The organism is Nostoc sp. DedQUE07, assembly GCF_034530975.2.
Lineage (GTDB): Bacteria > Cyanobacteriota > Cyanobacteriia > Cyanobacteriales > Nostocaceae > Nostoc.
This window is the reverse complement of record NZ_JAVRCC020000066.1, coordinates 11,923-38,369: the sequence shown is the minus strand read 5'-3', so window position 1 is coordinate 38,369 and position 26,447 is coordinate 11,923. Positions and strand designations below refer to the sequence as shown.

Sequence of the window (26,447 nt, the reverse complement as noted above, 5' to 3'; positions counted from 1 at the left end):
CCCATTACCCCTTATCCCCAGAGGGGGCCCCACCATCCCCAGTCCCTTGCTATAAAAAACTAAACAGGGATTGCAACATAGATTGATTCTGTCTTACTCTAGAAAAAATACTACGTCAGTTTAATGTTCTTAAACTTTGGGAACCAAAGCATATAACTGGCTTTCCTTTCCTGTGCGCCCTGCCGATCGCCTTGTTCAATAAAACACTTTGATAGCCTAAAACGATGAAAGCATCTGCTAATTTTGACTTTGAAGACGAAAAATTCAATGCACCGCCTTCTCAAGTCCTTCCCTGGTGTCAGATGATTAATCCTCGGTATGGCACAGATGGTATACAATCTCACGGTTTGGCGATTAAGCTGGATAATGCCAATGCTGTTGGCTTTGTACCAGATGATAATTGGCAGCAAGTTGAGCATGAATTTAGCTCTGGAGTAGAAACAGTCTTTATTAGCGCTACTCCACGCTTGGTCATAGTGCGCCGGGGGCCATTGTCTGTTAAAGACCGAGAAAGTGGTCTAAAACTGGGTACGCTCAAAGATAATTATGATGCTTTTTTAGCCGACAAACTTAAATTTAAAACCTTTACTCGCTATCTAATTTTTCTAGTGGGTGAAAATAAAAAGTTTTTACATGAATCACCACTACAACTAACTCTCAATGGTGCAGCCGGAGCGAGTTTCAGCAAAACCTACTGCGAATATCAACAAGGCAGAGTAGTAGGTGGATTCGTGGCTGAACTAGAAAAAGCTTATGCTATCTACCGCAAGCAACCTTTAACACCAAAAGGGCCTTTGTTCCACGCTCACGGGATTTTTTGTCCGATCGTTGAGTGTGAAGAAAGAGGAATTGAACCAAATACAGTTTTGGTAGCTTCAACTGTGGACTATAAACATCCCACCGTAGGGACTTTAACGCAATATTTAATTGCTTCCGATGCTCTGGAGTCTGCAATGATTTGTAAGACTTTTGAAGAATACAAAGATTTTGGCAAGGAACCTGTAAAATCAGAAACCCCTAAATTGGCAATGGCAGGAGTTTCCAACTCTTACGTTTATGCTGATGAAGATGATTTTGCTTATCCGCCGTATTAAGAAAAGTGAAAAGTTAGGAGTGATCAGTGATGAGTTTTGAATTAATAACTTCTAACTTCTAACTCCTAACTTCTAACTCCTAACTTCTAACTTCTAACTTCTAACTTTATTCTTTGAGCAGCAAATAATATAATGAACCATTACCGCCTGTGACACCAGCGCGATCGCCCGCTAGTTTACCAGACCCCATGAAATAATCCACCCGGCCCGGCCCTTTGATGGCGCTTCCTGTATCCTGGTCAAGCACAAAGCGACTGACAGTACGCCTCTGGAGTTTGCCACCACTGGCAGGATAGGGAAATGAGTTGTAAATCAGGGCTAACGCTCCCGGTGGCATGAGAGACTTATCTGTAGCAATGGAACGTTCTGCTGTCACTGGCACATGAATACTACCAGTAGCACCTCTACCGCTTGTTTCTTGGAAGAAAATAAATCGTTCCCAGCGCGGTAGATAATTGTTCAATTCCTGGGGCTTTTGTCGGAAATAAGCAATCAAACGTGGCATTGTTAATCCTTCCAGGGGAAGTTTGCCATCTTTGGCTAATTCTTTGCCGATACTAGTCCAAGGGTAATCAGTGCCGCCGGCATAGCCAATTGATGTTGTCTTGCCATTAGTTAATTTAATTTGGGCAGAACCTTGGATATGTACCATGTATGCATCTAGGCGATCGCGAAACCAAAGCAATTCTAAACCGCGTAATTTGCTCTTATTCCCTTTTAAACCATCTTTCCCTTCCAAATCAATTCGTTTTGGGTGGGGTTTCGGCCATTGGCTGAAATCAGGTGGTAGCCGATAAAGAGGATACTTATAGATTGCAGTTCTGACACGGCTAGCGGTGTAAACAGGTTCGTAGTAAGCAGTGAACTTAACAGTACCCTTGCCATCGTTGCCCACGGACTGGTAGAAGACAAATTCACGACTGACAGCAGCTTGTAATTGTGCTGCTGACTTAGAACTGACAACCAGTTGGCGGAAACGCAGCAAACTCCGGCGGACGCGATCGAGAGTGATTTCCTTGATCGGATAGTTTTGATATGCTGCGATCGCATCACCCTTTGTTAGATAAAGCAAACTGTTATCAATGGAAGCTAACAACGCTTTGCGATCGCCTATTTTACCTCTTTGACCCCAAATTTGCTCATCCCAACCCAAGCAAGTCGGCCGGAGTGTACAATCGCTTCCGATAGTGATTGGTTTTAGCGGCGGCGCGATCTCAGGAGCGATTGGTATTGGTATAGGTGGAAGATCGGGAGTCGTCGGTAGTGGCAAAGGCAGTAAGTTAGGAACCTGAGCAACAGCCGACCAGAGAGGGTTTACGAGGGCAATTCCTAGACTCAAGGAAAGCAAAGCAAGGGTTTTTCTCATCATTTAGTTGAATCTTTCAACACTAGAACTAAAAATAGGTTCTACCCGGATTGCCACAATCCGAGAAGGGCGTACTACCATATATTCCCCTTGAATATTTTTGATCGGTACGCTAATAAAGTCATTAGAAGCAGATTTTGGCACAAGTTCGCCGCTATACCATTTCTGAAACTCTTGAATAGTAGGAAAACGTACTTCTTCTCGGTGGCCGCTTTCCAGTAAGAGGTATACGGCATATTCATTTGCGGTTCTAGCCATAAAGTTGAATCATTTAAAAAACATTCAACCCATTGTTAACCACGTAACCCCCGAATGAAAAGGGTAAGCATACGGGAGGTTGGGAGCAAGGGAGCAGGGGGCGAGGGAGCAGGGGAGCAGGGGAGATGAGGGAAATGAGCAGACAAGGCGACAAGGAGATAAACAAAACTCTTAACTCTTAACTCTTAACTCTTAACTCCTAACTCAGCACTCAGCACTCCTAATGCCCAATGACTCTTCACTCTAGACGCCTAATCCTTTAAGCAGTTCCTTAAAAAAGTGTAAGTCTACCTTAGCTCTTGCATAACTCTCTAATCAACATCTGATAAGTCATTGACATTGTTGAAAAACAGTTATTCAGGAGGCGAAAATTATGAAACTTTACTATCGTGGTCTAAGCTACGAATATAACCAAAACAAAGTTGGCAGCAAAAAAACAGAACAGCCGTTTCAACCAGTTCCTCAAATTGGGCCAGTTTATAATTTGATGTACCGTGGTGTTAACTATTGTGTCGATCCAAATTCTAAATTGGCAGAAGTTTCTCTAGCACCGGTAGCCTATAAATTGAGCTTTCGGGGAATAACCTATTTTGTCAATAAAACTCAATTAGGAAAAGTTAGCGTAGTCTCTCAGCCAACAACTACTTCAAAAGCTGAGGCACTGGCGATTTCTGAGGAATTATTAAAGCTTCAACAATAATATGCCTGCAAGCCGATCTGGAGTTTAGTCAGTCATAAACTTGTAATGCAATCCTCAAAAAAACCTTGCTTGAAATTTTGCCACTACCTACTTTCTGTCTGAACAAACCTTACCAAAGCTGGTAGTTGTGTCAAGATTAATTTGAGGAATTAAGGCTTGTAACACAATGTTAGGACAATTATTAGACGGACGTTACCAAGTCCTCCAGATATTAGGTGGAGGTGGATTCGGTCAAACCTACATAGCCCAAGATACCCATCGGCCAGGTTTCCCAAAATGCGTTGTCAAACACCTTAAGCCCGTCACTCGTAGTCCTGAATTTCTCAAAACTGCCAGACGGCTATTTACTAGTGAGGCAGAAACACTAGAACAACTGGGCTACCATGACCAAATTCCTCGGCTTTTAGCCTATTTTGAAGAAAACCAAGAGTTCTTCTTGGTGCAAGAGTTCATTGAAGGACATACCCTGAAAGCAGAACTATTCCCCAATCAACGTTGGCCAGAAGAGCGAGTCATTCAACTACTGCAACAGGTTCTGGGTATTCTACAATTTATTCACAGCCACAACGTTATTCATCGAGATATCAAACCGGATAATATAATTAGGCGGCAACAAGACGGTAAGTTAGTGCTGATTGACTTTGGCGCTGTTAAACAAGTCCAAACTCAACTGCTCACAATTACAGGGCACACGGGGGCTACTATTATTATTGGTACTCCCGGATATATGTCTACAGAACAGGGACAAGGCAAGCCCCGCCTCAACAGTGATATTTATTCCTTGGGCATTATTGGTATACAATCGCTGACAGGTTTACATCCGATAAACTTTGAGGAAGACCCAGATACAGGAGAAATTTCTTGGCAGCATCAAGCTAATGTCAGTTCTGAGTTGGCATCTGTGCTATCTAAAATGGTGCTACATCACTTTAAACAGCGCTATCAGTCTGCGGCTGAAGTTTTACAGGTGCTTAAGGATCTCGATATTACAAAAGAAGCGCGATCGCTTCAACTACCATCTTCGACACCCAAACAGCAAGAATACGATCGTCAAGATTACCAGGTAGAAGCGCGATCGCTTCAAGTACCAGATTTTACACAACCACCTCAAACTTCGCTTTCTCAACAAAACTCAATTGGGTATCCGACTGCTTCTATTCTGTCTGGGGAAAGTTACAACCGCTTAGAAACAATTCTTTTAGAATTTGTCGGCCCCATCGCCTCAAGATTACTACGACAAGTTGCAGCATCAGCGTCCAATTTGGAAGAATTAATTAGTCAATTAGCCCTTCATCTTCGAGAAAATCAACAAATTGATTTTAAGAAGAAAACAACATTTCTACTAGAAAAATCTACTCTATTACAAGAACTTACTGTAAAATCCGATCAATCTGGTATTAACTCAAATAATTTACCAAACCAAGAATCTCAAGTTATCAGTGAAAAATTTCTGGAAGAGTGCGAACGTGAGTTGGCTAATTTAATTGGGCCGATAGCTAAGTTTCTAGTGCAAAAAGCTATGAAATCTGCTGGACAAATCTCTCGTGCAGAATTTGTGAAAATTTTAGCATCACAAATACCTGAATCTCAAAAAGCTTTGCAATTTGAGCAACGCTTACTTTCTTGATTTTCTCAAAATTGCGTTTTTCTCTCTGTAAATTATGGATTATTAGCCTTAATTATTCAGCATTTCCAGAGCTATTTTCAAGCTAGCTTTCATCCGATTAAATGCTTCTGCTAACCCGCCAATTTCATCATGAGAACTTTCTTCAAAATCAGCGCTCATATCACCAATACTAACTTTTTGAGCTATTTTCTCTATTCTTCTGATACGCTGAATCACATATTTTTTAATTAAGAAGTTAATTAAGAAAACTACGAGCGCAAAGATCGCAATTAAAAGTCCCATTATCAATATCCAAGTTCGTGTAGCATTGGCAAAAATATCTTGAGAAGGAACAGAGATAATTTGAGCAGAAACAATCTGATTCAGTTGCCAGCCAAAACCATTTTCCGAGCCATAATTTAGCAACTGACTTTTAGGAGCTTGATCTGGTGTAGAATGGCATCGCAAACATTTTGCTTGTGTAATTTTTAGTGGTTGTGCAATGTAAAATACTTCACCTTCTGACAATTTACGAAAGCCTGTAATTTCTAGAGTATTAGGTTCGTTGCGAAAACGCTCCACAAGTTGAGTTTCAAAATTATCAGCTTTATCCGCTAAATTGGTTGGATTAAGTGTTGCATCCTTATGAAAAAAGTTTTGAAATTTAGGCTTTTTACGAAAATTTTCAAAAACCTCTTTAGAGGAAAAAGTTGGTACTACTTCAGGCGTGAATGTTGGGTTAGTATCTAATCTAGGTTCTAATAGGGGAGCAATACGATTTTGTGTATAATCTCTAACTGCATTCACCGTTTGGATGAGAATCTCCGCTTGAGAACTGACTTCATTTTGCGCTCTCTCTTGAAGTACACTGGATAAGGCAATGCCACTTCCTAAAATACTGATGATGAAAACTAATATTAAAAGCAAGTTAAATTTAGCACCTATTTTTAAGTTTTTTAACGTAATGTTGTTTAACATAACCTAAGCAACGAAGGTGGCCTGTGAGTTTGTCTAATATTTATTTATACCTGTTAGAAAGCATCTCAACAATATCTAAATAAATATTAATTGTTTACTGCAATATAACCTTTTTAGGCAGCAGTAAAATTTATCTAAATTAGTCTTGAAAGCCAAATTATTTCCTTAACCATAATTAGTGATGTTTGTGCGATTTCCCCGTCGTTTATTTCTGTTTCATCTACTAGGTTTTACATTTGCTGCCTGCAAACCACAAAATGGAAATGGGGTTGAGGGCACGTTAACTATTGGTGTAATCAACTATGGTGGAGGCGAACAGATAATTAATCAATATGCTAAATTTAATAGTTACTTAGGTGAAAAAACAAACTCATATATTCAATTAGAGCCTGTTTTTAATGAAAATAGAGCGGTTGAGCGCCTTGATGCTCGTGCTTGGTCATTGGTATTTGCTCCACCAGGTTTAGCGGCTATTGCGATCGCACGTCACCAATATGTTCCTCTATTTCCTTTAATAGGTATTAGTAATTTACGTTCAATCTTCGTTGTTCGCAAAGATAATCCGATAACTGACTTGAAACAATTGCAAGGCAAAACAATAGCTTTAGGACAGTTGGGTTCAGCAACAGGATATTATTTTCCTCTTTACAATCTTTATGGTACAACACTAGCTGAGATATTGTTTGCGCCCACACCTCAAGCAGCACTGGAATTGGTCGCTCAAGGAAAAGCGATCGCCTGTGCCGTCTCTGAGGCGGAATTAAGTCTCTATAGTTCGCAGTTGGCGCCGACCGAATTCCGCATACTATTTAAAGACCCTCACTATGTACCATTAGGTGTGGTCTTGATTGGGCCGAATGTAGAACGTAACCGTCAAGAATTTATCCGCAAAGTCATGAGTGAATCGTCTTCAGATTTAGCTCAAGAAGTGGGGTATGTACCCAATGGACAAGTACCAGATTACAAATACATGATTTCTGTGGTCGATCGGGTAAGTTCAATTAGTTCTAAGCTGCAAAGTAAACCTGTTCGTTTATTTTAATTAAAGCAATAACAATACTTTCAGCCTTTGTTTTCTCAAAAATCTTCTTCTAATGCTCAAATACCTTAGTTTCACTCAGTCGGCGAGCGGGTGTTCCGGGTTTGCACCCAAGTTGATGAGCTCCGGCGGCTCGACGGACAGTACGCTGACGCACTGGTCGCAAACCACCAGGAACTCCCGCAGACCGGTGAAGCACAACGGGGAGTTGAAGTCCTGGCGGTGCGACTCCAACTCCTGCCAGCCGCCCTCGTGAACCTCGTACAACCACCCGTTGCCCGCGTGGTAGCTGTCCCAGAATTCGCACAGGTCACGCTCGTCCAGCACTCGGAACCCGGCCGGCCGCCGGAACACCACACGGGCGAGCACGAACCCCGGCCCCTGCACCTCGACGGTTAGTCCATCGGCGTCGTACCACAGCGACCGTACGACGACCCGCTTGTATCGGGCGGCAGGCGGATACGGGGTACACCTCGGAGGCTTCATCGGTCGAATACTCTCTTTCACCAAACTAACTAAGACTTGGTTAATATAAGTTTTAAATGCGTTTTTATGATTTCCACCTTTAAAACTCATTGCACCAACAATCTCACGGGTTGCGATCGCCCCAATAATAGTTATATTTTTACCACGTTTGTCTGGACGAGCACCGTGTGCTCTTTTTCCCTTTAACGCCCTAGCATAGAGCCTAGTCATGTTTTAGGAGTGCTATAGTTTTATTTTTGGTAAGTAAGTATTATCTTGTATATCTTGCTCAAAAAAACAATTTGAATCGTGCTAGCTGGTTTTTAATCGTCTCTGTCAGGATTTTGTCCAGTTCTGTAGTGTCTTGGAATTGCAAAATTTGCTGTGTCGGTAAGTCGAAGGGAAATTCACCTTCAAAATCTGGGCGTTGCATTTGCGCTAGTAGAATCTGTTCAGACCGCTTACTTTGGATGGCATAGCCAATCTCAATACAGACATTCGGACTGGGAATTAATTGGGGCGTTTCCTTACCATCAATACTAGCAATGGCGGTGGTGTCAGCTATAAATAACAAACTCTTACGGATTTTCCGCATGATTGTGCGGTTAATTCGGAAAGTAGCACCGCTAGGACGAGAGGATTCTATTAATGTTAGGGGAAGACGCGATCGCAAGTTTAAATTGTCTAAACTTTTTCGCAGTTCTTCTTTGAGAATATTCGTCGCTACGCCATACTCAGTTTGATAGGATAAAAAAATTGTTGGTTCTAACTGAGCTAACACCGCCTGTTTAGTGAAATAAATTTCATGACTAATTAAGTCAATGTTAGAGACGCAATAGCCGCCACTACCTTCAATATAAAATTCAATATTTTCCCCTTCCAAATAGCGCCCAAACCAAGTTGACTTTTTCACTTCGTCACTGTCTTCCAAAAAGTCTGCTCGCAATGCTGATTTCAGCAAGCTTTTTTTGCTTAAGCGAATGTCTGGCTGACGTTTTTCCAGTTCTGGAATCGGCTCATAATCCTGTAGATACCACGCTCTGAGCGCAATTATTGACATAAGGCGCTATTTTAACTGTTTCTCACTATTCAACTTCGTATAATCTTACACCCAGAGGAGTCCCTATTTCAGACTTCTCTTTAAACACAACAACACCCAAGCCTCTACTCCCTGAACTATCTCCTCTCTTTGTCGATCGTAGTTAGGGATGTACTAACTTCCATTGCTTTTGTAAACAAGTAATGAAAATCAGTTACAGTGCCCCCTAATCTTCTAGATTTGAGGAAACAGCAGTTTTCGCGTTGGGTGTTGCTGTATTTTGACGAGACAGATGTAAGTTAAACAGCGTCTTATACCTCTTACTAACATTTCAAACGCAGCTGTTATATCTGCCACGGGAAGCTTGTTTCTTAGCTTCAACTATTAGATTATCACTTGTAGCTGGGAGGGATTTATTTTGCAACTAAACTTTACTTTTAAATGATTTTTAATCAAATTCAATATATTGCACACCCTGGATCGCTGACAGCTATTTTTTAGCTGATATGTTAAGAAAATTATCATCTATCTTGTGGATGAATTTAAAAATTGCTCGGTCAATTTTTAAGTTTTGAAACTAACAATTGAGCATTGGTCAATCACCAAAAGTAATTCTTCGCCTGCGTCCTCATTCCCCACTTCCTATTGCTAGTTAACGATTTTGGCTGGAGGCTTGATGGGAATCTCAATCCAGAACTCTGTACCTTTGCCAGGTTCTGAAATGCACTCCATTATTCCCCCATGTTTTTCGACAATAATCTGATAGCTGATTGCTAATCCCAATCCTGTACCTTTGCCCACAGGCTTGGTAGTGTAAAATGGGTCAAAAATTCGCTTTTTCACCTCTTCATTCATTCCGGGCCCGTTGTCAGTAATCCGAATTAACAGACGAGAGTTGTCTGCTGAGACTTTAGTGGAAATCTGGATAGTTGGAATTGGGCATGAGTTATTCTCCTTGTCACCCTGCTTTTGCCACTCCCGACGCCCTACTTCCAGAGCATCTATGGCATTGCTGAAAATATTCATAAATACTTGATTCATTTGACCGGCATAGCATTCCACCCGTGGGATATTGCCATAATCTTTAATTATCTGAATGCGTGGAAATTCAGCATTTCCTTTCAGCCGATGTTGCAAAATTAATAAGGTGTTGTCAATGCCTTCATGCAGGTCAACGCGCTTGTTTTCAGACTCATCTAAGCGAGAAAAATTGCGTAACGACAACACTATTGAGCGAATGCGCTCGGTTCCTACTTGCATTGAGATCATGATTTTTGGCAGGTCTTCTACCAAAAATTCAAAATCGATCGCTTCGATCGCGGCTTGAATTTCACTATGGGGATGGGGATAGTATAACTGGTAGAGACGTAAAATTTCTAGCAGTTGTTCGGTGTAATCACTGGCGTGGCACAGATTACCGTAAATAAAGTTAACGGGGTTGTTGATTTCGTGGGCGACACCCGCCACCAACTGTCCTAGACTGGACATTTTTTCGGTCTGAATCAATCTTGTCTGTGTTTCTTGGAGTTCATATAGGGTCTGCTCTAACTGAGCGGCTTGATTTCTGGCTTCAGTTTCGGCTAGTGAAGTTTGTTGGTAGAGTTGTGCTTGTTGAATTGCGATCGCAGCCTGATCTGCCACCTGCTGCAATAAATCAATTTCTGTATCCTGCCAATTTCTGGGAGCCTCACACTCATGGGCAATTAATAAGCCCCATAGTTCCATACCCATATTAATTGGAACTATTAAGTTTGCTTGCACTTGCAGACTCTCTAAAAACTCTCGATGACAATCACTTAAAGAAGCCGTTGAAAGGTTGTTAATTGCCCGTATCCTACCCTGACAGTATAAACGGGTATAATCATCAGGAAAGCATTCTGGTGGTGCATTCACTCCTAAAACTGACTGCCAATTACCATTAATTTCTTCCACAATCACTGATTGAGTCTTCAGGTGGAAAATCAGCATTCGGTCTGAATTTAGCAGGGGACGGACTTCTTGAACTATGGATTGCAGAGTTGCTTGCAAGTCCAATGTGCGGCGAATATGCTCTGTAACTTGCTTGATTACTTTGGTAAACATTAATGATTTTTCGAGTTCAGAGGTTTGCTCTTGCACCCGCAGTTCTAAGTTGGCATTCAGGGATTGTACCTGTTTATACATCTGCTGCTGCTGAATTGCCATTGAGAAATGATCGTATAAAGCTTGTGCCAAAAAGATGTCTTCCAACTTCCACTCAGGTGATTGCCCTTTTTTTTGCTCTCGCCAAACCTCAAAGGAAAGCTGGGGTAAAAGTTGTCGCCGATTATGTTCGCATCGTCCCGCCCACAAGATTTCCGTTTCCAATTCAGAGCGAAAAATACTTAAGACACCAATAAATTTTTCGCGGTAATGTAGCGGAATCACCATGAGTCCGCGAATTTCACTAGAACGGAATGCTAAAGCCAAAACTCGCAAACGTGATTCTTTATAGAGGTCAGTAGTTGCCCAAATATTACCTTGTTGAAACTCAGCCATCCAGTTTTGCCAGATGGGATGCTGTTCGATAATAGTGTTATCTAACTCGTAGGGGAGTGTCGGTTGGTCGCCCCAAGTGTATAGTTCTCGGTTCTCTGCAATGTAAAGCCTGCCACCGACTCCACAGAGGGCAGTAATAACTTCTTCTAGTGCTCCTTGTAATTGGATTGTCGGCAGTTTATGCAATAATGTGGTGACTCGATTAATAGTAGCTTCTCGCTTTTGCTTGGCGTGGGCTTCAGTGAGTAGATTACTTTGAGCGATCGCGATCGCTACCTGGTCAGCAACTTGCTGCAATACTTTTAGTTCCCCCTTCAAAATCTTTTGCGGTTCACTGTGGTGAGCTACCAACAATCCCCACAATTTAGGCTTTGCCGATAGTTCTTGTGGGTCGCAATCTAAAATTGGTACTACCAACGAAGACTGCACGCCCATTGCTTTGAGGTATTGAATATGGCACTGATCTACTTGCCGATAGTAGATATTAGTTTCTAGACGTTTGCCAGTTTCTTTTGAGTGTAGAGGCGATAGCCCGATCTTCTCATTTGCCACATCGACAATCGAACGTTGCCCCACTAACAAAAACATCTCTCTAGCAGCTTCTGGAATATCATCAACTGGGAAGCGTTGACCCAATAAGGATGGCAGACGTTGTTTATGAATAGATTCTGCAATCACTTCACCACTACCATCAGCATCAAAGCGATAAATTTTCACCCGATCTGCACCCAAAAATAAGCGCACTTCGCTAACAGTTGTTGTTAATATCTCTTGAAGGTCGAGCGATCGCCTAATCTGTTTTGTCATCCGGTGCAGTAAACTTTCTCGATCGAAGTTTTGCTGTAACTCGTTTGGTTTATCCCTACGTGTCATTGTTTGTATACACCAAGACTGAAGTATAATTTTTTTTATATTTGTCCCCGATCGAAATTTTCAACTTACAATGCTTTGATTTTCATCCTATTTCAAGAAATTCTTGCTACTAATGCATTGCTAAGGGCATACATGTATTACAAATCTTTTTGAAAATAGATTAGAGGATGTTTGAAAAGTAACAGATATTTTGCTTGTTCCCTATAGCCCTTGTGAAGTGGATTTAGGGGAGATATAAAACCGTTGTATCATTAAATACTTTTCAGCTATCATCTCAAGTTTAAAGTTAAGAAAATTTTAATCATTGACATTTACTAATTTTATATTCTCAATCATTAAACTATTCCAGTAATTTTACTTAATTTAGAACTGGAATAATTTCTTGAAATTAAAAATATTTTTTTAATATTTTTGCCCATTAATCAATTAATTAAAATTTCTTCAAAGCCATAACTAAATTATTAGTATTTTTTTTAAATGTTTTTGGCTGGGGAATTTGACTATTCCCCGTTTAATTGCTTGACTTGATGTTGAATGTAACTATTTTGATTAAATTATTCGTAAATTACCGTTAAAGATAGTAAATTACGAATTTCTTCACGCACACTCATAAGAGTTTTACCGAGATGGTTTTGACCGCTTTTATTAGCACCACAGCCCCAAAAAGAATCAGTTGGAGAATTTTCAACCAACATCTCATTACCTGTCTTCAGGAGAACTTCTCTGATATCAGCATGAGTGAGAAACTTTTTGAGTACAGCTTCTCGCATAATTTGAGTTTTAACCAAATCCCAGTCTCGACGGAGTTGGCGAGTGCTACATCTTCCCAAAGTCGCAGCTTCTTCTGGGGTGGCGGCAGCATGGATGAGAGGTATAATTGCGGCATCTGTGCTGCCTACAAACTTTTGCGCTTGATAATAATGCTCAACCGTCGGCCAGTAAGCACCCTCAATGTGGATTCCGTGGAGAGAAAAGTTAGAAAAACAGCCATAAGGCTGCCAAACCTTATAAAAGTAAATGGTCATTTGAAAATTGCTCTTTTATATATATATCAATTTCAGGGTAACTGAAAGTTTAGGTTTCAAAACCCTTGATTTATATGAAGGGTTAGTAACATCACTCTGGGGGAGTAATTTTACACAACTTTTGGAACAGTAGGTTTACTACTTTACTCATCAGCTTTCCTTGTCCCCAAGTCCTCTCTCCCAATGCCCCATAATATAAGAAAGCGCTTCACACTTCTTAAATAATCAGCTTTATTAGAACAATGGCGAGAGACTTGCGGGGATTCATGAAAATTTTGGAAGAAAGAGGACAATTACGGCGAATTTCAGCTTTAGTTGACCCAGACTTGGAAATTGCTGAGATTTCCAACCGAATGCTACAAAAAGGTGGCCCAGGGTTGTTGTTTGAAAACGTCAAAGGCGCTTCCTTTCCGGTGGCGGTGAATTTGATGGGAACTGTGGAAAGGATTTGCTGGGCGATGAATATGCAGCATCCAGAGGAGTTGGAAACTCTGGGGAAAAAATTGAGTATGCTGCAACAGCCAAAACCACCAAAGAAGATTTCCCAGGCGATAGATTTTGGAAAAGTGCTGTTTGATGTGGTGAAGGCAAAACCAGGACGAGACTTTTTCCCCGCTTGTCAGCAAGTTGTGCTTCAAGGTAATGATTTAGATTTAAATAAGTTGCCTTTGATACGTCCTTATAATGGTGATGCTGGCAAGATTATCACGTTGGGACTGGTAATTACCAAGGATTGTGAAACTGGTACTCCAAATGTAGGTGTGTATCGCTTACAACTACAATCTAAAAATACGATGACGGTTCACTGGTTATCAGTGCGGGGTGGGGCGAGGCATTTGCGAAAAGCGGCCGAACGTGGGAAAAAATTAGAAGTTGCGATCGCACTTGGTGTAGATCCTCTAATTATTATGGCAGCAGCTACACCTATACCTGTAGATTTATCAGAATGGCTGTTTGCAGGACTTTATGGCGGTTCCGGCGTGCAGTTGGCGAAGTGTAAAACTGTAGATTTGGAAGTTCCCGCAGATTCAGAATTTGTCTTGGAAGGAACGATTACACCAGGAGAAGTTTTACCAGATGGGCCTTTTGGCGACCACATGGGTTATTACGGGGGAGTGGAAGATTCGCCGTTAATCCGCTTTGAGTGTATGACACACCGGAAAAATCCGATTTACTTAACAACATTTAGCGGTCGTCCACCCAAAGAAGAAGCGATGATGGCGATCGCACTAAATCGCATTTATACGCCCATACTGCGGCAACAAGTATCAGAAATTGTCGATTTCTTCTTACCAATGGAAGCTTTGAGTTACAAAGCGGCGATTATTTCCATAGATAAAGCATATCCGGGACAAGCGCGACGGGCGGCTTTAGCGTTTTGGAGTGCTTTACCACAATTTACATACACCAAATTTGTAATTGTTGTGGATAAAGACATAAATATTCGCGATCCGCGTCAAGTTGTCTGGGCAATTAGTTCTAAAGTTGACCCAGTGCGAGATGTCTTTATTTTGCCGAATACACCTTTTGATACCTTAGATTTTGCTAGTGAAAAGATTGGCTTAGGTGGACGGATGGGAATTGATGCAACTACAAAGATGCCGCCAGAAACAAACCATGAATGGGGTTTGCCTTTGGAATCTGACCCAGATGTGGCGGCGATGGTAGAGAGACGATGGGCGGAGTATGGTTTAGCAGAGTTGCAGTTAGGAGAAGTAGACCCAAATTTGTTTGGCTATGATATGAAGTAACCTATAGCTCAATACAGTTCAAATAGAGCAACAAAACCCTAATGTAGAGACGCGATTTATCGCGTCTTTAAAGACCAATTATCTACACCAATAAGCATTAACTAAAACGTATTGTGTGATAGATAATGCAGTAATAGCACAGCAAAGCTATATCTTATGACAGATATTATTTAAATAAATGAAACCTGGTGCAATCAAATATCAAAATGAAAAAGCTGGAGAACACAGCCTGATATAAATATCTCTTTGATCGTCAGCAAAAGACCTTCTTCCATGAAGTATTCTTGTATTATCAATCATTAAAATATCGCCTTTTTGCCACGAAATTTCCGTAGTTATTTTTTCAGCAATTTCATTAAGTTCAGAGACAACCTCTTCAGGAATTTCTGAATCATCTTCAAAATTAATAATCTTTGGGTTTAACTGCTTTGTAGGCAATAGACTATTAATAAATACCTGATATTTTCCACATCTGCTAGGGATAATAGCTGGAGAAATGTATTCAAGCAGAATCGATTTATCCTCATTTACTGTCAAATGTGTATTATTTTTCCGACACATTTCTTCTAGCTGATTCAAATCATCTGTTTGATATTTTTTCTGCCAGTCATCTTGAGATATCCGAACGTTAAATTTTAACTTCTTTTTGTTGAATAACTCTTTAGTTGAACTACTAATTTCATTAAAAAATTGTCTACCATCACATACCGTAGTTTCACCATCTTCTAATGGTGGATTAGCACAGAAAAACCACAGCAGAAGTGGGATATTTTGCTGATAATACATTTCGCCGTGCAACTTAATCTCAGATTTAAAATCATTAACGCTTAAAAGAGTCTCATCCCCATTAATTACTCTTCTACTGAATGCACCACCGGCATAATTTATAAAATCGATACTCAAGAGATTGGTAAATTCTTTAAAAATATCAACATCAACATCAAATCCTCTAAAAAGTAAGATTCCATGAAACTTAAATAAGCTAATAATTTCTTCTTTGTCTAATTCTAAAATACTCACATTGTCGAGATTATTAATTTCTTGAACTATGCTACTTGATATAGAATGTATTTTTTTACTCATATAACTTAATGAATATTTGTCGAAATTTGAACTTATTGTTGGCGTTAACTACACTATCTATTGACATCTTAATACTTAATGATATCGTTGTGTTGCATTTATCCGTGTAGGCGTAGCCCGCACTTCGACAAGCTCAGTGACCATCGTAGACATCGCAAGACTAAATTTTGTAAAATAAAAAGTGTTATTACAGTACTAAAATCTCTTTGATAGAACTACGTTACAAAGTTAACCATAATTTGTTTATGTAGATTAGGAGATATCAATAAGACTCTAGCCTTGGGTACTGATGCCAAAAACTTGAATAAATGATGACAAAAAAAGTGAAAAATCCAGCATCAAAGTTAGCGATCGGATTGGCATTCAGTTGTATTAGTGTGATACTCAATACTAGTATAACTAGTGAAATAAGTTTAGCGAAATCAAGTAATTCTCAAAAGTGCGATATTTTTGCCTACGTCATTGATACAGATTCGCAAGGGTTAAATGTACGGAGTGGTGCAAGTACAAATAACGTAATTATAGGACAAATACCCATTAGCGAAACAGTTCATGTTATTGGTGCTGCTGGAAATTGGGTGCAGATTACTAATGCTAGCAATGGTTTTCAAGGAACTGGATGGGTATTTGTGCCAAAGTTAGGCTTAACAACGCGAGGCTACGGTACTAACGGCGTAGATTTCTATGCTAGTAGCAGTCAAAAAAGCCAAAAACTAAGAAGAATTCCTGCTAATACGGCTGTCAAATTGTTAGGCTGTCAGAGAGATTGGGCGCAGGTGGAATATCAAGGTGTTAAGGGTTGGTTGACAAGGGAAGAACAATGTGGTGCAGCCCTTACTAGTTGTTCTTAGAACCTCACCCTCAAGACGCAAGCGAGGATGGGGCTATGAGAATTATTTTTAAAATTTTGGTTTTGAGATATTTGTTATGGCTTATCCATTTCCAGGAAAGATGACTTTGATTCATCAGTCTCATCAAAAGATTCGCAGAAATAGCAATGGACTGGATTATACTACTGCGATCGCAACACAGTTAATGAAGTCAGTAGTGGGGTAGCAAGGCTAAAATTTAGAAATTTGTCAAACTTATGTAAAATTATACGATCGCACACACCCCTAAAACCCACATAATTAGCCCCTTCCTCGCTTGCGGGGAGGGGGTTGGGGGTGGGGTTCTATCTCTGCAACCAACCAGCAATATCCTGCAACACCTCCTCCATCCTCACCAGAACATTCTCATTTCTAAATCGCACAACCTGCAACCCCAAACTCTCCAAAAATTCTTGACGTATCGCATCTTCCTCTTGAGTATAGTCGTGAATTTCGCCATCCACTTCCACCACTAACCGCGCTTCATTACAGTAAAAATCGACGATAAAACGGTCAATTGTTTGCTGACGGCGAAACTTGAAACCCAAAAGTTGCTTGTGTCTCAACTTTTCCCAAAGTAGCTTTTCTGCTGGAGTTAGTTCGCACCGCATTTGTCGCGCCAATGGCTTAAGTTTTTTCCAAAGTTCATGTGGGGTTTGCCAAGGGTATCCCGGAACCCCACCCCCTAACCCCCTCCCCGCAAGCGAGGAGGGGGGACTGGAGTTGGTGAGAAAGTTTGGCTTGGGGTTTTGATTTTGGGCCATTTGGGCGATTGGTGGTTAGCTAATATTTCATGTATTATTAAGAGCGATCGCACTCTCCCAACTCTTCAAAACTCTGGCATAATCAGATATGGCTGCACCTTCAAAACTGATGTAAATCCTCTAAGCTAATTAAAAGGTTTACGCCAACTAGATATTTTAATAGAATAATCTCATCAAAAGATTCGCAGAAATATAAATGGACTGGATTACACTACTGCGATCGCTACAGTCTGATTTTATTAAAAGGTTAGCATCTGGTTCTCTGCTTCATTGTGAAACAGAAGGTCAATATAGTGAATTAACTATAATTTCTGGAGAGAGGTTAAAAGCACTACGGGAATTTTGCTGGCAAATGGCTGAAAAATATAAGCGTGTTTTACCAGTGCGTGATGTTTTTCTTAGCTATCTCAAAGGTAAGTTGGGTGAAGAAGTTGTCAAAGAACGTTTAGCTGATTTTATTACCGAAGTCGATTATGAAAAGCGATTTGGCGGCGATGGTAATATAGATTTTACCTTGACTTCTGACCCATCTATTGGTATCGAGGTTAAATCTCGTCATGGTCGCATTGACAGAGTTAGATGGTCAATTAGTTCTGAAGAAGTTGAAAAAAATGCAGTTGTAGTTTGCATTTTAATTCAAGAAGATGTCAGTGAAGCACAATCTGAGTATCACCTTTTTTTGGCTGGCTTTCTCCCAACCCAGATGATTAAGTTGAAGACTGGGAAAATTTCTTTTGGAATAGAACAATTACTATATGGTGGTGGTTTATGGTGTTATCTAGAACAGTTACAATCTTCTATAAATAATTCTTCTCGGCAACAACCACCTATTTATAAATATCTTCCAAAACAGGAAATTATATCTAAGCCAACTAATCATCAAATACTCAAATCCCCTTTTCAGCCTGAATATCATAATGAAGATTTAAAGAGATTTTATGTAAATCTGGGTGATGAATGCTTTCAAAAAGGAGAATATACAAATGCAATTATTAACTATAATCAAGCCTTACAAGTTAATCAAGGCGATGTTGATATTTTATATTATAAACGAGGTTTAGCTCACTATCAGATAGGAGATTACGAAGCTGCGATCGCAGATTATTCCCAGGCAATCCAGATGAATATTCATGATGCTAAATTTTACAATAAACGAGGTTTAGCTCTCTATCAACTGGGGCGATTAGAAGAAGCGATTAATGATTATACTCAAGCTATTAGAATTAATCCTAATGTTGCCGTAACCTATAAAAATCGGGCTGAAGCTCGTTCTCATGTTGGAGATAATCAAGGAGCAATTGAAGATTATACCCAAGCTATTAAAATTAATCCTCATTATGCTGATGCTTATAAAAACCGTGGAATTACTCGTTATTTATTAGGCTCTCAGCCAGGATTTCCTCAAGCAATCAAGATTAATCCTCAAGATGCTATAGCTTATAAAAAACGTGGTAATGCTCGTTCAGATTTAGGAGATTTTGAGGGCGCAATTGAAGATTATACTCAAGCAATCCAAATTAATCCTAGTTATGCTGATGCTTATTACAACCGTGGGAATGCTCGTTCAGATTTAGGAGATTTTGAGGGCGCAATTGAAGATTATACTCAGGCAATCCAGATTAATCCTAGTTATGCTGATGCTTATTATAACCGTGGCAATATTCGTTTAGAAATTGCAGATAAACAGGGAGCAATTGAAGATTTTCAAAAAGCGGCAGATATCTATCGTAAAGAAGGGAAGCTAGAAGCACTCAAAGATACACGAGAAATGATATTAGATTTAGAAATAGAAGAATCATTAGATATTTTAAACTTCTAGATAAATACTATTATAGGAAACGGGAAACAGAGAATAGGAAAGAAGCCTCTTGAAGTTGTGCTGAGTTTTTTCACGCAATCAAATACTAGCCTTATATTCAATTAACTTGTAAAAAGCTGAAGTTGTGTAATTACTTAGCTGAAAAATCAAGGGACTAATTAGCAGTCAGTAGTTTTACTATTGCCGATGAATTCACAGTATCCGACATATTCATGCCACACATCCACCTTTTCTGCTTGTTTGGGTGCAGTATTCATACCTGGAGAATACACGAATGCGATCGCCTCATTTCAGAAAACTGTATGATTAACGAATATCTGCTTAAAGACCATATCACCCAGTTTTTATTCTGCAAGGAGTCCACTGCTATGAATGCAAACATCTGAAAATGAAACTTATCTCTGTCAACGTCGGACTTCCACGTGAAGTTACCTGGAAAGGGAAAACAGTTAGCACTGGAATTTTCAAAGAGCCAGTTAGCGATCGCGTTACTGTGCGATCGCTTAATTTGGATGGGGATGGACAGGCTGATTTAACCGTTCATGGAGGAGCAGATAAAGCAGTTTATCTATACCCATTCGAGCATTACGAGTATTGGCGGGGTGAATTGCCTGATACAGAACTGCCGTTAGGTATCTTTGGTGAAAATTTTACGACCACTGGATTGAGAGAAGAAGAAGTGAACATTGGCGATCGCTTTCAGATTGGCAATGTCAGGTTAATGGTGACACAACCTCGCTTACCCTGCTACAAACTGGGGATTCGCTTTAGACGACCTGATATAGTTAAGCAATTTCTCGCAAGTCGTCGAACCGGATTTTACTTCCGTGTTTTGCAAGAGGGCGAAGTTGGAGCCGGAGACAATTTAGAGTTAGTGAGCCGGGATAATAATAACATCACGGTTGCCGATATCACTCAACTTTATGTGCGCGAGCAGGATAATCCAGAGTTACTTCACCGTGCTACTCAACTTGAAGCCTTACCCGAAAGTTGGCGCGACTATTTCCAGAGAAAATTAGGTAATTGACACTCTCACCGCCACAGCGTAGCTTTGGCGGGGTGGAGTTATTCAGGTTTAATAAGTAATCTAGCGGACATGATATAGGACTCATATTTGATTTTTGAAAAAAACTCAGTACACCTTTATTCCTTCTTCCCAGTCCCCAGTCCCCAGTTCCCAGTCCCTAGTCCCTACGATTAATTCAGAAATCAAATCGGATTGCTATATTAGATATCTTTTATCGAGAAGCTAGCTCCCGCGAAAATCCAACGATTCTTTTGTTGCAGAGAAAATAGGCGTTGGCTTTGATTCGTTGTGTCATGTCTTTACTTGCGGCTGCGATAAGATAAGCATTACTTCATTACAGTTCAAAAACACGCAAAATTCCGTGAAAATAAAGTAATAATATACACTTTTATTTAAAATAATTCATGTAACATCTCGTAAAAATATGCTTATTTTTGTCTCACATGTTACAAAGCTAAACTTGCATGGGCATATTAAGAATGCTTATATTGCAAGAGAAAACAATGACAGCTACTTTATCTGGTTATCAACTTCTCGAAACCCTTCACTCCGGTAGTAAAACCGTCATTTATCGTGGACGGCGAGAAACCGATAATGTCTCTGTGGCGATCAAAACTCTTCTGTGCGAACATCCACCACTGGAAGATATTGCTCGACTGCGCCACGAATATCAAATCATTGAGTCACTGCGAATTCCTGGCATTGTTAAAGCCTACGAGTTAAAGAATTATCAGCATGGTTTGGCTTTGGTTTTGGAAGATATTCCGGGTTGCTTGCTCAAAGAAATAATTGCGACTCAAAAAACTACCTTGATTACTTTTCTCAAGGTGGCGATTAATTTGGCACAGACTTTAGGAGAGCTACACGCCCAAAAAATTATACATAAAGATATTAAGCCGCACAATATTTTAATTAATCCCGAATCAGGGGAAGTCAAACTGATTGACTTCAGTATCTCCTCGCGCCTCGATCGAGAAAATCCTACTTTGAGCAATCCTAATTTGCTTGAAGGTACACTTGCCTATATGTCGCCTGAACAAACAGGCAGAATGAACCGGGTATGTGACTATCGCACCGACTTCTACTCGTTGGGTGTCACCTTGTATGAAATGCTAACTGGTACGCTGCCGTTTTATGCTAGTGACCCGATGGAGTTGATCCACTGTCACATCGCCAAAATGCCAGTCGCACCCTGTAGCGAAACCGTGTGTCGTGTTCTGGAAGATGTGCCAGAGGCAATTAGTGCAATTATTTTGAAGCTGTTAGCGAAAACAGCAGAGGAGCGGTATCAAAGCGCTTGGGGACTGAAAGCGGATTTAGAGGAATGCTTGTTTCAACTTCAAGTGATTGGCAAGATTGAAAACTTCGTACCAGGAAGACGAGACAAATCTGGGCATTTTTTGATTGGACAACAACTCTACGGACGCGAAGCAGAAGTAGCAACATTAATGACTGCATTTGAGCGTGTGGCAGGAGGTAGCAGCGAACTCATGCTCGTCTCTGGTTATTCGGGCATTGGCAAGACGAGTGTCGTCAATGAAGTTCATAAACCGATTGTCGGGGCCAGAGGTTATTTCATTGCAGGCAAGTTTGACCAGTTCAAACGCAATATTCCATACACGTCGTTGATTCAGGCGTTCCAATCTTTGAGTCAGCAATTACTCACCGAAAGCATTGCCCAAATCCAAGGGTGGAAAGAGAAACTGTTAACTGCGTTGGGAGAAAACGGGCAAGTCATTATTGATGTGATTCCCGAAATCGAACTCATTATTGGAACTCAGCCACCTGTAACACAATTAGGAGCGACAGAATCTCAAAACCGTTTCAATCGCGTTTTTGGGCAATTCATTGGGGTATTCACGAACCAAGACCATCCCTTAGTTGTCTTTCTGGATGACTTGCAGTGGGCAGATTCGGCATCACTGAACTTAATTGAGCTATTGATGACCGATACTGAGCGCAAATATTTATTGCTAATCGGGGCATATCGTGATAACGAAGTGTCGCCGACCCATCCATTGATGATGAGTTTATCCAAAATTCAATCTTCTGGTGCGCTGGTGAATAACATCGTCTTGTCATCATTGCAGTTAACGGATGTAGAAGCGTTAATTAGCGATACATTGAATCACATAGAACACAGTCAGCCACTAGCAGAATTACTATTCCACAAAACCGGGGGAAACCCTTTCTTCTTAACACAACTGCTGAAAACCCTACACCAAGAAGACTTACTAACATACGACTTCCATTCAGGAGTATGGCAATGGAATATCCAACATATTCAAGCAATCGGCATTACTGACCTGAATGTTGTTGAATTGACAGCGAGAAATATTCGCAAACTGTCATTAGAAACGCAACAAGTTCTGAAACTGGCTGCTTGTATTGGTAATACTTTTAACTTAGATGTATTAGCGATCGTTAATGAAGTATCTTCTCTTACAACTGCGGCGCAATTGTGGTCAGCCCTGCAAGCTGGGTTAATTCTGCCGTTAAATCAGGATTACAAAATTCCCTTAGTGTTTAGTCAGGAAGATTCTGACGGAATTAATTTAACTGATGTCAAAGTTGATTACAAGTTTTTACATGACCGCGTACAGCAAGCGGCGTATTCTTTAATTCCCGACGATCGCAAGCAAGCGACGCATCTGAAAATTGGTCAATTACTACTACAAAATACGACGCCAGAAGAACGCAAAGAAAATATATTTGCTTTAGTTAATCAACTCAATTACGGTACTGATTTACTGATATCTGAAACAGAAAAATATCAACTTGCAGAGCTAAATCTCATCGCAGGTCAAAGAGCAAAAGCAGCCACAGCGCACGATTCCGCCATCAAATATTTGCAAGTTGGTTTGGGACTGTTAGCAGAAGAAAGCTGGAAGTGTGAATATGAACTGACATTAACACTGCACTCAGAAGCGGCAGAGGCAGCTTTTTTGAGCGGTGATTTTGAAGAAATGCAGAGATTGTTTGAGATCGTCCAAAACTGTGCTGTGACGCTACTGGACAAAATTAAAGTGTATGAAGTCCAGATGCAAGCTTATATGGCGCAGAACAGACTACTAGAAGCGGTTAACACAGCACTGCAAGTTTTAAAACAGTTAGGGGTAGAGTTTCCCCAAGAACCGAACGCGTCAGATATTGGGCAAGGTCTGGCGGACACTGCGGCAATTTTGAGTGGAAGGCGAATTGAGGATTTAATTGATCTGCCTCAAATGAGCGATCGCTATAAATTAGCAGCCATTAGACTTTTGTCAAGTATCTTTGCTCCTGCATATATTGTTGCTCCGGCACTGTTGCCCTTGACGGTGTGCAAACAAGTACAATTATCCGTCGAATATGGTAATGCTGCCGTTTCTCCTTTTGCTTATGCCAATTATGGTTTTCTTCTGTGTGCGATTGTGGGAGATATTGATTCAGGTTATAAATTTGGTCAGTTGGCTTTAAATCTAGTGTCAAAGTTAAATGCTCAAGAAATCAAAGCCAAGACAGTTTTTATCGTAAATCTATTTATCCGACATTGGAAAGAGCATCTGAGAGAAACCTTAGAGCCTTTGCTGTCAGGTCACTCTAGCGGAATGGAGACAGGAGATTTAGAATATGCAGGATATAGTCTATTCCAGTACTCCTGTTTAGCTTACTTTAGCGGTAAAGAACTAACTGTCCTTGAAAGAGAGATAGCAAGAAACAGAGATGCTATTCATAAAACCAAGCAAGAAACAGCGCTTAATTATATAGAAATCTATTGGCAGGCTACCTTAAATCTACTGGGAAAAAGTGAAAATCCCTGCCTGCTCAAGGGTGAAGCCTGCGATGAACAGATAAGGTTGCCACTGCACCAGCAAGCAAACGACAACGGGGGAGTTGGCTACATATATTTGAACAAATTTTTGCTTTGTTATTGGTTTGAAAATTACTCGGAAGCGATTGAGAATCTCGCTATAGCCCAGAAGTATTTAGATGCAATGGTAGGAATGCCCCTTGTTCCCGTATTCAATTTTTATGATTCTTTAGTACGGCTAGCAGTATATGCCGATCGCTCAGAGTCAGAGCAAAAGGCCATCCTCGATCGCGTCCAAGCTAATCAAGAAAAAATCCAAAAATGGGCGGATTATGCCCCAATGAATCATTTACACAAATTCTATTTGGTAGAGGCAGAACGGCATCGAGTTTTAGGCGAAAAAATCGAAGCGATCGAGATGTATGAAAAAGCGATCGCACTTGCTAAAGAAAACGAGTATATCAACGAGGAAGCGATCGCTCACGAACTCGCCGCCAAATTTTATCTGTCATGGGGTAAAGAAACTATTGCCCAAATATACATGACAAATGCTTACTACGCCTACAGCCATTGGGGTGCTGTTGCTAAAGTCAAAGATTTAGAAGCACGCTATCCGCAATTAATTTTGCGGTCAAACACAGAAAAAACAGAAACGAATTACCTACACACTCTTCAAACAAGCTCTACGACTACAGAAAACGCTCACATTCTCGACTTCATGACAGTGATGAAAGCTGCACAAGTGCTGTCAGAAGAAATGGTGCTAACTCAGCTGCTCGAAAAATTGATGAAGATTGTCGTCGAAAATGCTGGCGCTCAACAAGGTTATTTTATTGCCAAGTACGAGAATCAATGGATGTTAGAAGCAACGGGAATAGTTATAGGTAAGGAGGTTAGCGTTGTTATTAACACAGAGGATAAAACTAATTCATTCTTACTCCCGGTTGCCTTATGCAACTATGTGGAAAGAACTAGAAACAATCTGGTTTTAGACAATGCTGTTAAAGACTCCCGTTTCGTGACTGATGCTTATATCACCACTTACCAATCCAAGTCAATTTTGTGTTTGCCGCTGATTCACTCTGGCAAGTTTACTGGAATTATTTACCTGGAAAATAATCTTATTTCTGGTGCTTTTACTCCAGAACGGGTGAATGTGCTGAGTCTGTTGATCGCACAAATTTCGATTGCGATCGACAACGCCCGTCTTTACACCAACCTGCAAACTTACTCAGAACAACTGGAAGCTAAATCACAAGAACTCGAAACTAAAAATGAAGCTTTGCAAGCATCCGAAACGCGAGAGCGAGAAAAAGCCGAACAAATCGAAAAATCTCTGTATAAACTACAACAAACCCAGGCTCATCTTGTGCAGACCGAGAAAATGTCGAGCTTGGGGCAACTAGTAGCTGGGGTTGCCCACGAAATCAACAATCCAGTCAATTTTATCTTTGGCAATCTGACCCATGCCAACAGTTACACCCAAGAGGTGCTAAGACTGCTGGAACTTTATCAGAAGCATTACCCATCTCCCCATTCAGAGATTCAGTCAGAAGCAGAGGCGATCGATCTAGAATTCGTGCTAGAAGACCTACCGAAGCTACTATCTTCTATGTGGGTTGGGGCAGACCGAATTCGGCAAATTGTCGCTTCTCTGCGAACTTTCTCACGTATGGACGAAGCCGAAATTAAAGCTGTTAATATTCATGAGGGCATTGACAGTACCATAATGATTCTCCAACATCGCCTCAAAGCCAAGTCAGATCGTCCCGGTATTGAGCTTGTTAAACATTACGGCAATTTGCCCCAAGTGGAATGCTATGCAGGGCAGCTAAATCAAGTATTTATGAATGTGTTGAGTAATGCGATCGATGCTTTGGAAGAGTCATTAACGGACAATCAAAGACAAATTACAACTCCAACCATTACTATTCACACTGAACAAATTGATGCTCATCAAATTGAAATTCGGATTGCAGACAATGGGATGAGTATACCAGAGCCTGTTCGCCGTCGCCTGTTCGATCCTTTCTTTACCACAAAACCTGTGGGCAAAGGAACAGGTATGGGCTTGTCGATTAGCTACCAAATCGTTACCGAAAAACATGGTGGTTCACTCTCTTGCACTTCAGAACCCGGCGAGGGAGCGGAGTTTCAAATCCGTATTCCAGTTTGTCAGTAAGTTAGCAAGAACATTGCTGGGTAGTGGTAAATATCAGTTTTACCCCACCCTAACCCTCCCCTTGCAAAGGGGAGGGAACTGGATTTTCCGGTTTCCCCCCAATGCATCGGGGGGATTAAGGGGGGTAATTCAACTTGTATATACACGGTAGCCCCGCTTGCGGGGAGGGGGTTGGGGGCGGGGTGCAATGATTGTGGGAATC

At 40.7% G+C, this 26,447-nt stretch carries 19 protein-coding genes and 1 pseudogene; 10 read left to right on the top strand and 10 right to left on the bottom strand.

What is annotated here, in order from left to right; all coding sequences use genetic code 11:
* Positions 1-224 precede the first annotated feature (224 nt).
* Positions 225-1,094, top strand: a complete 870-nt coding sequence (locus RMZ95_RS30405; RefSeq protein WP_322674367.1) for a DUF5895 domain-containing protein — start codon at positions 225-227, stop codon at positions 1,092-1,094.
* Positions 1,095-1,200: 106 nt separating this feature from the next.
* Here RMZ95_RS30405 and RMZ95_RS30400 read toward each other — a convergent pair whose 3' ends face one another.
* Positions 1,201-2,460 (bottom strand): murein transglycosylase A, encoded by a 1,260-nt coding sequence (locus tag RMZ95_RS30400; RefSeq protein WP_322674385.1) that lies wholly within the window; start codon positions 2,458-2,460, stop codon positions 1,201-1,203.
* A gap of 3 nt (positions 2,461-2,463) precedes the next feature.
* Positions 2,464-2,718, bottom strand: coding sequence for a hypothetical protein (locus tag RMZ95_RS30395; RefSeq protein WP_190728057.1), 255 nt, complete (start codon positions 2,716-2,718; stop codon positions 2,464-2,466).
* Between the two features lie 373 nt (positions 2,719-3,091).
* On the opposite strand from RMZ95_RS30395, the gene RMZ95_RS30390 reads away from it, so the two are divergent.
* Positions 3,092-3,418: a DUF4278 domain-containing protein gene (locus RMZ95_RS30390; protein WP_322674368.1), complete on the top strand. Its 327-nt coding sequence runs from the start codon at positions 3,092-3,094 to the stop codon at positions 3,416-3,418.
* 166 nt (positions 3,419-3,584) lie between these two features.
* The gene (locus RMZ95_RS30385; RefSeq protein ID WP_322686120.1) at positions 3,585-5,045 is read left to right on the top strand and encodes a serine/threonine-protein kinase; all 1,461 of its coding nucleotides are present in this window, start codon (positions 3,585-3,587) and stop codon (positions 5,043-5,045) included.
* Between the two features lie 48 nt (positions 5,046-5,093).
* Here the strand turns inward: RMZ95_RS30385 and RMZ95_RS30380 are convergent, their stop codons facing one another.
* Positions 5,094-6,002 carry a DUF3365 domain-containing protein gene (locus RMZ95_RS30380; protein WP_322674370.1) on the bottom strand — a complete coding sequence of 303 codons (909 nt, stop codon included), beginning with the start codon at positions 6,000-6,002 and terminating at the stop codon, positions 5,094-5,096.
* A gap of 181 nt (positions 6,003-6,183) precedes the next feature.
* Here RMZ95_RS30380 and RMZ95_RS30375 point away from each other — a divergent pair, with 181 nt between their 5' ends.
* The gene (locus RMZ95_RS30375; RefSeq protein ID WP_322686121.1) at positions 6,184-7,044 is read left to right on the top strand and encodes a phosphate/phosphite/phosphonate ABC transporter substrate-binding protein; all 861 of its coding nucleotides are present in this window, start codon (positions 6,184-6,186) and stop codon (positions 7,042-7,044) included.
* A gap of 49 nt (positions 7,045-7,093) precedes the next feature.
* Here the strand turns inward: RMZ95_RS30375 and RMZ95_RS30370 are convergent, their stop codons facing one another.
* From RMZ95_RS30370 to RMZ95_RS30350, 5 genes and pseudogenes are all read right to left on the bottom strand, one after another.
* Positions 7,094-7,348, bottom strand: coding sequence for a hypothetical protein (locus RMZ95_RS30370; RefSeq protein WP_322686122.1), 255 nt, complete (start codon positions 7,346-7,348; stop codon positions 7,094-7,096).
* A 292-nt stretch (positions 7,349-7,640) separates the two neighbouring features.
* A pseudogene (locus RMZ95_RS30365) lies at positions 7,641-7,737 on the bottom strand (IS630 family transposase); the annotation flags it as partial.
* A 58-nt stretch (positions 7,738-7,795) separates the two neighbouring features.
* Entirely contained in the window at positions 7,796-8,566 is a 771-nt protein-coding gene (locus RMZ95_RS30360; RefSeq protein WP_322674374.1) for a hypothetical protein, read from the bottom strand.
* Positions 8,567-9,193: 627 nt separating this feature from the next.
* Positions 9,194-11,935 carry a GAF domain-containing protein gene (locus RMZ95_RS30355; protein ID WP_322686123.1) on the bottom strand — a complete coding sequence of 914 codons (2,742 nt, stop codon included), beginning with the start codon at positions 11,933-11,935 and terminating at the stop codon, positions 9,194-9,196.
* Positions 11,936-12,489: 554 nt separating this feature from the next.
* On the bottom strand, positions 12,490-12,960 hold the full coding sequence (locus RMZ95_RS30350; RefSeq protein ID WP_322686124.1) for an N-glycosidase: 471 nt from the start codon (positions 12,958-12,960) through the stop codon (positions 12,490-12,492).
* 242 nt (positions 12,961-13,202) lie between these two features.
* On the opposite strand from RMZ95_RS30350, the gene RMZ95_RS30345 reads away from it, so the two are divergent.
* Positions 13,203-14,711, top strand: coding sequence for a UbiD family decarboxylase (locus tag RMZ95_RS30345; protein WP_322686125.1), 1,509 nt, complete (start codon positions 13,203-13,205; stop codon positions 14,709-14,711).
* Between the two features lie 201 nt (positions 14,712-14,912).
* Here the strand turns inward: RMZ95_RS30345 and RMZ95_RS30340 are convergent, their stop codons facing one another.
* Positions 14,913-15,794, bottom strand: a complete 882-nt coding sequence (locus tag RMZ95_RS30340) for a TauD/TfdA family dioxygenase (RefSeq protein WP_322686126.1) — start codon at positions 15,792-15,794, stop codon at positions 14,913-14,915.
* A gap of 311 nt (positions 15,795-16,105) precedes the next feature.
* Here RMZ95_RS30340 and RMZ95_RS30335 point away from each other — a divergent pair, with 311 nt between their 5' ends.
* Together RMZ95_RS30335 and RMZ95_RS30330 are read left to right on the top strand one after the other, a co-directional pair.
* On the top strand, positions 16,106-16,645 hold the full coding sequence (locus RMZ95_RS30335; RefSeq protein WP_322686226.1) for an SH3 domain-containing protein: 540 nt from the start codon (positions 16,106-16,108) through the stop codon (positions 16,643-16,645).
* 76 nt (positions 16,646-16,721) lie between these two features.
* Positions 16,722-16,850 (top strand): hypothetical protein, encoded by a 129-nt coding sequence (locus RMZ95_RS30330; RefSeq protein ID WP_322686127.1) that lies wholly within the window; start codon positions 16,722-16,724, stop codon positions 16,848-16,850.
* A 118-nt stretch (positions 16,851-16,968) separates the two neighbouring features.
* Here RMZ95_RS30330 and RMZ95_RS30325 read toward each other — a convergent pair whose 3' ends face one another.
* Entirely contained in the window at positions 16,969-17,427 is a 459-nt protein-coding gene (locus RMZ95_RS30325; RefSeq protein ID WP_322686128.1) for an endonuclease domain-containing protein, read from the bottom strand.
* Between the two features lie 196 nt (positions 17,428-17,623).
* Here RMZ95_RS30325 and RMZ95_RS30320 point away from each other — a divergent pair, with 196 nt between their 5' ends.
* The 3 genes from RMZ95_RS30320 (at position 17,624) to RMZ95_RS30310 (ending at position 26,245) form a co-directional block, all read left to right on the top strand.
* The gene (locus tag RMZ95_RS30320; RefSeq protein ID WP_322674381.1) at positions 17,624-19,246 is read left to right on the top strand and encodes a tetratricopeptide repeat protein; all 1,623 of its coding nucleotides are present in this window, start codon (positions 17,624-17,626) and stop codon (positions 19,244-19,246) included.
* Positions 19,247-19,634: 388 nt separating this feature from the next.
* A complete protein-coding gene (locus RMZ95_RS30315) occupies positions 19,635-20,273 on the top strand; it encodes an MOSC domain-containing protein (RefSeq protein WP_322686129.1) in 639 nt (212 codons plus the stop codon).
* Between the two features lie 503 nt (positions 20,274-20,776).
* Positions 20,777-26,245, top strand: coding sequence for an AAA family ATPase (locus RMZ95_RS30310; RefSeq protein WP_322686130.1), 5,469 nt, complete (start codon positions 20,777-20,779; stop codon positions 26,243-26,245).
* Positions 26,246-26,447: the final 202 nt, after the last annotated feature.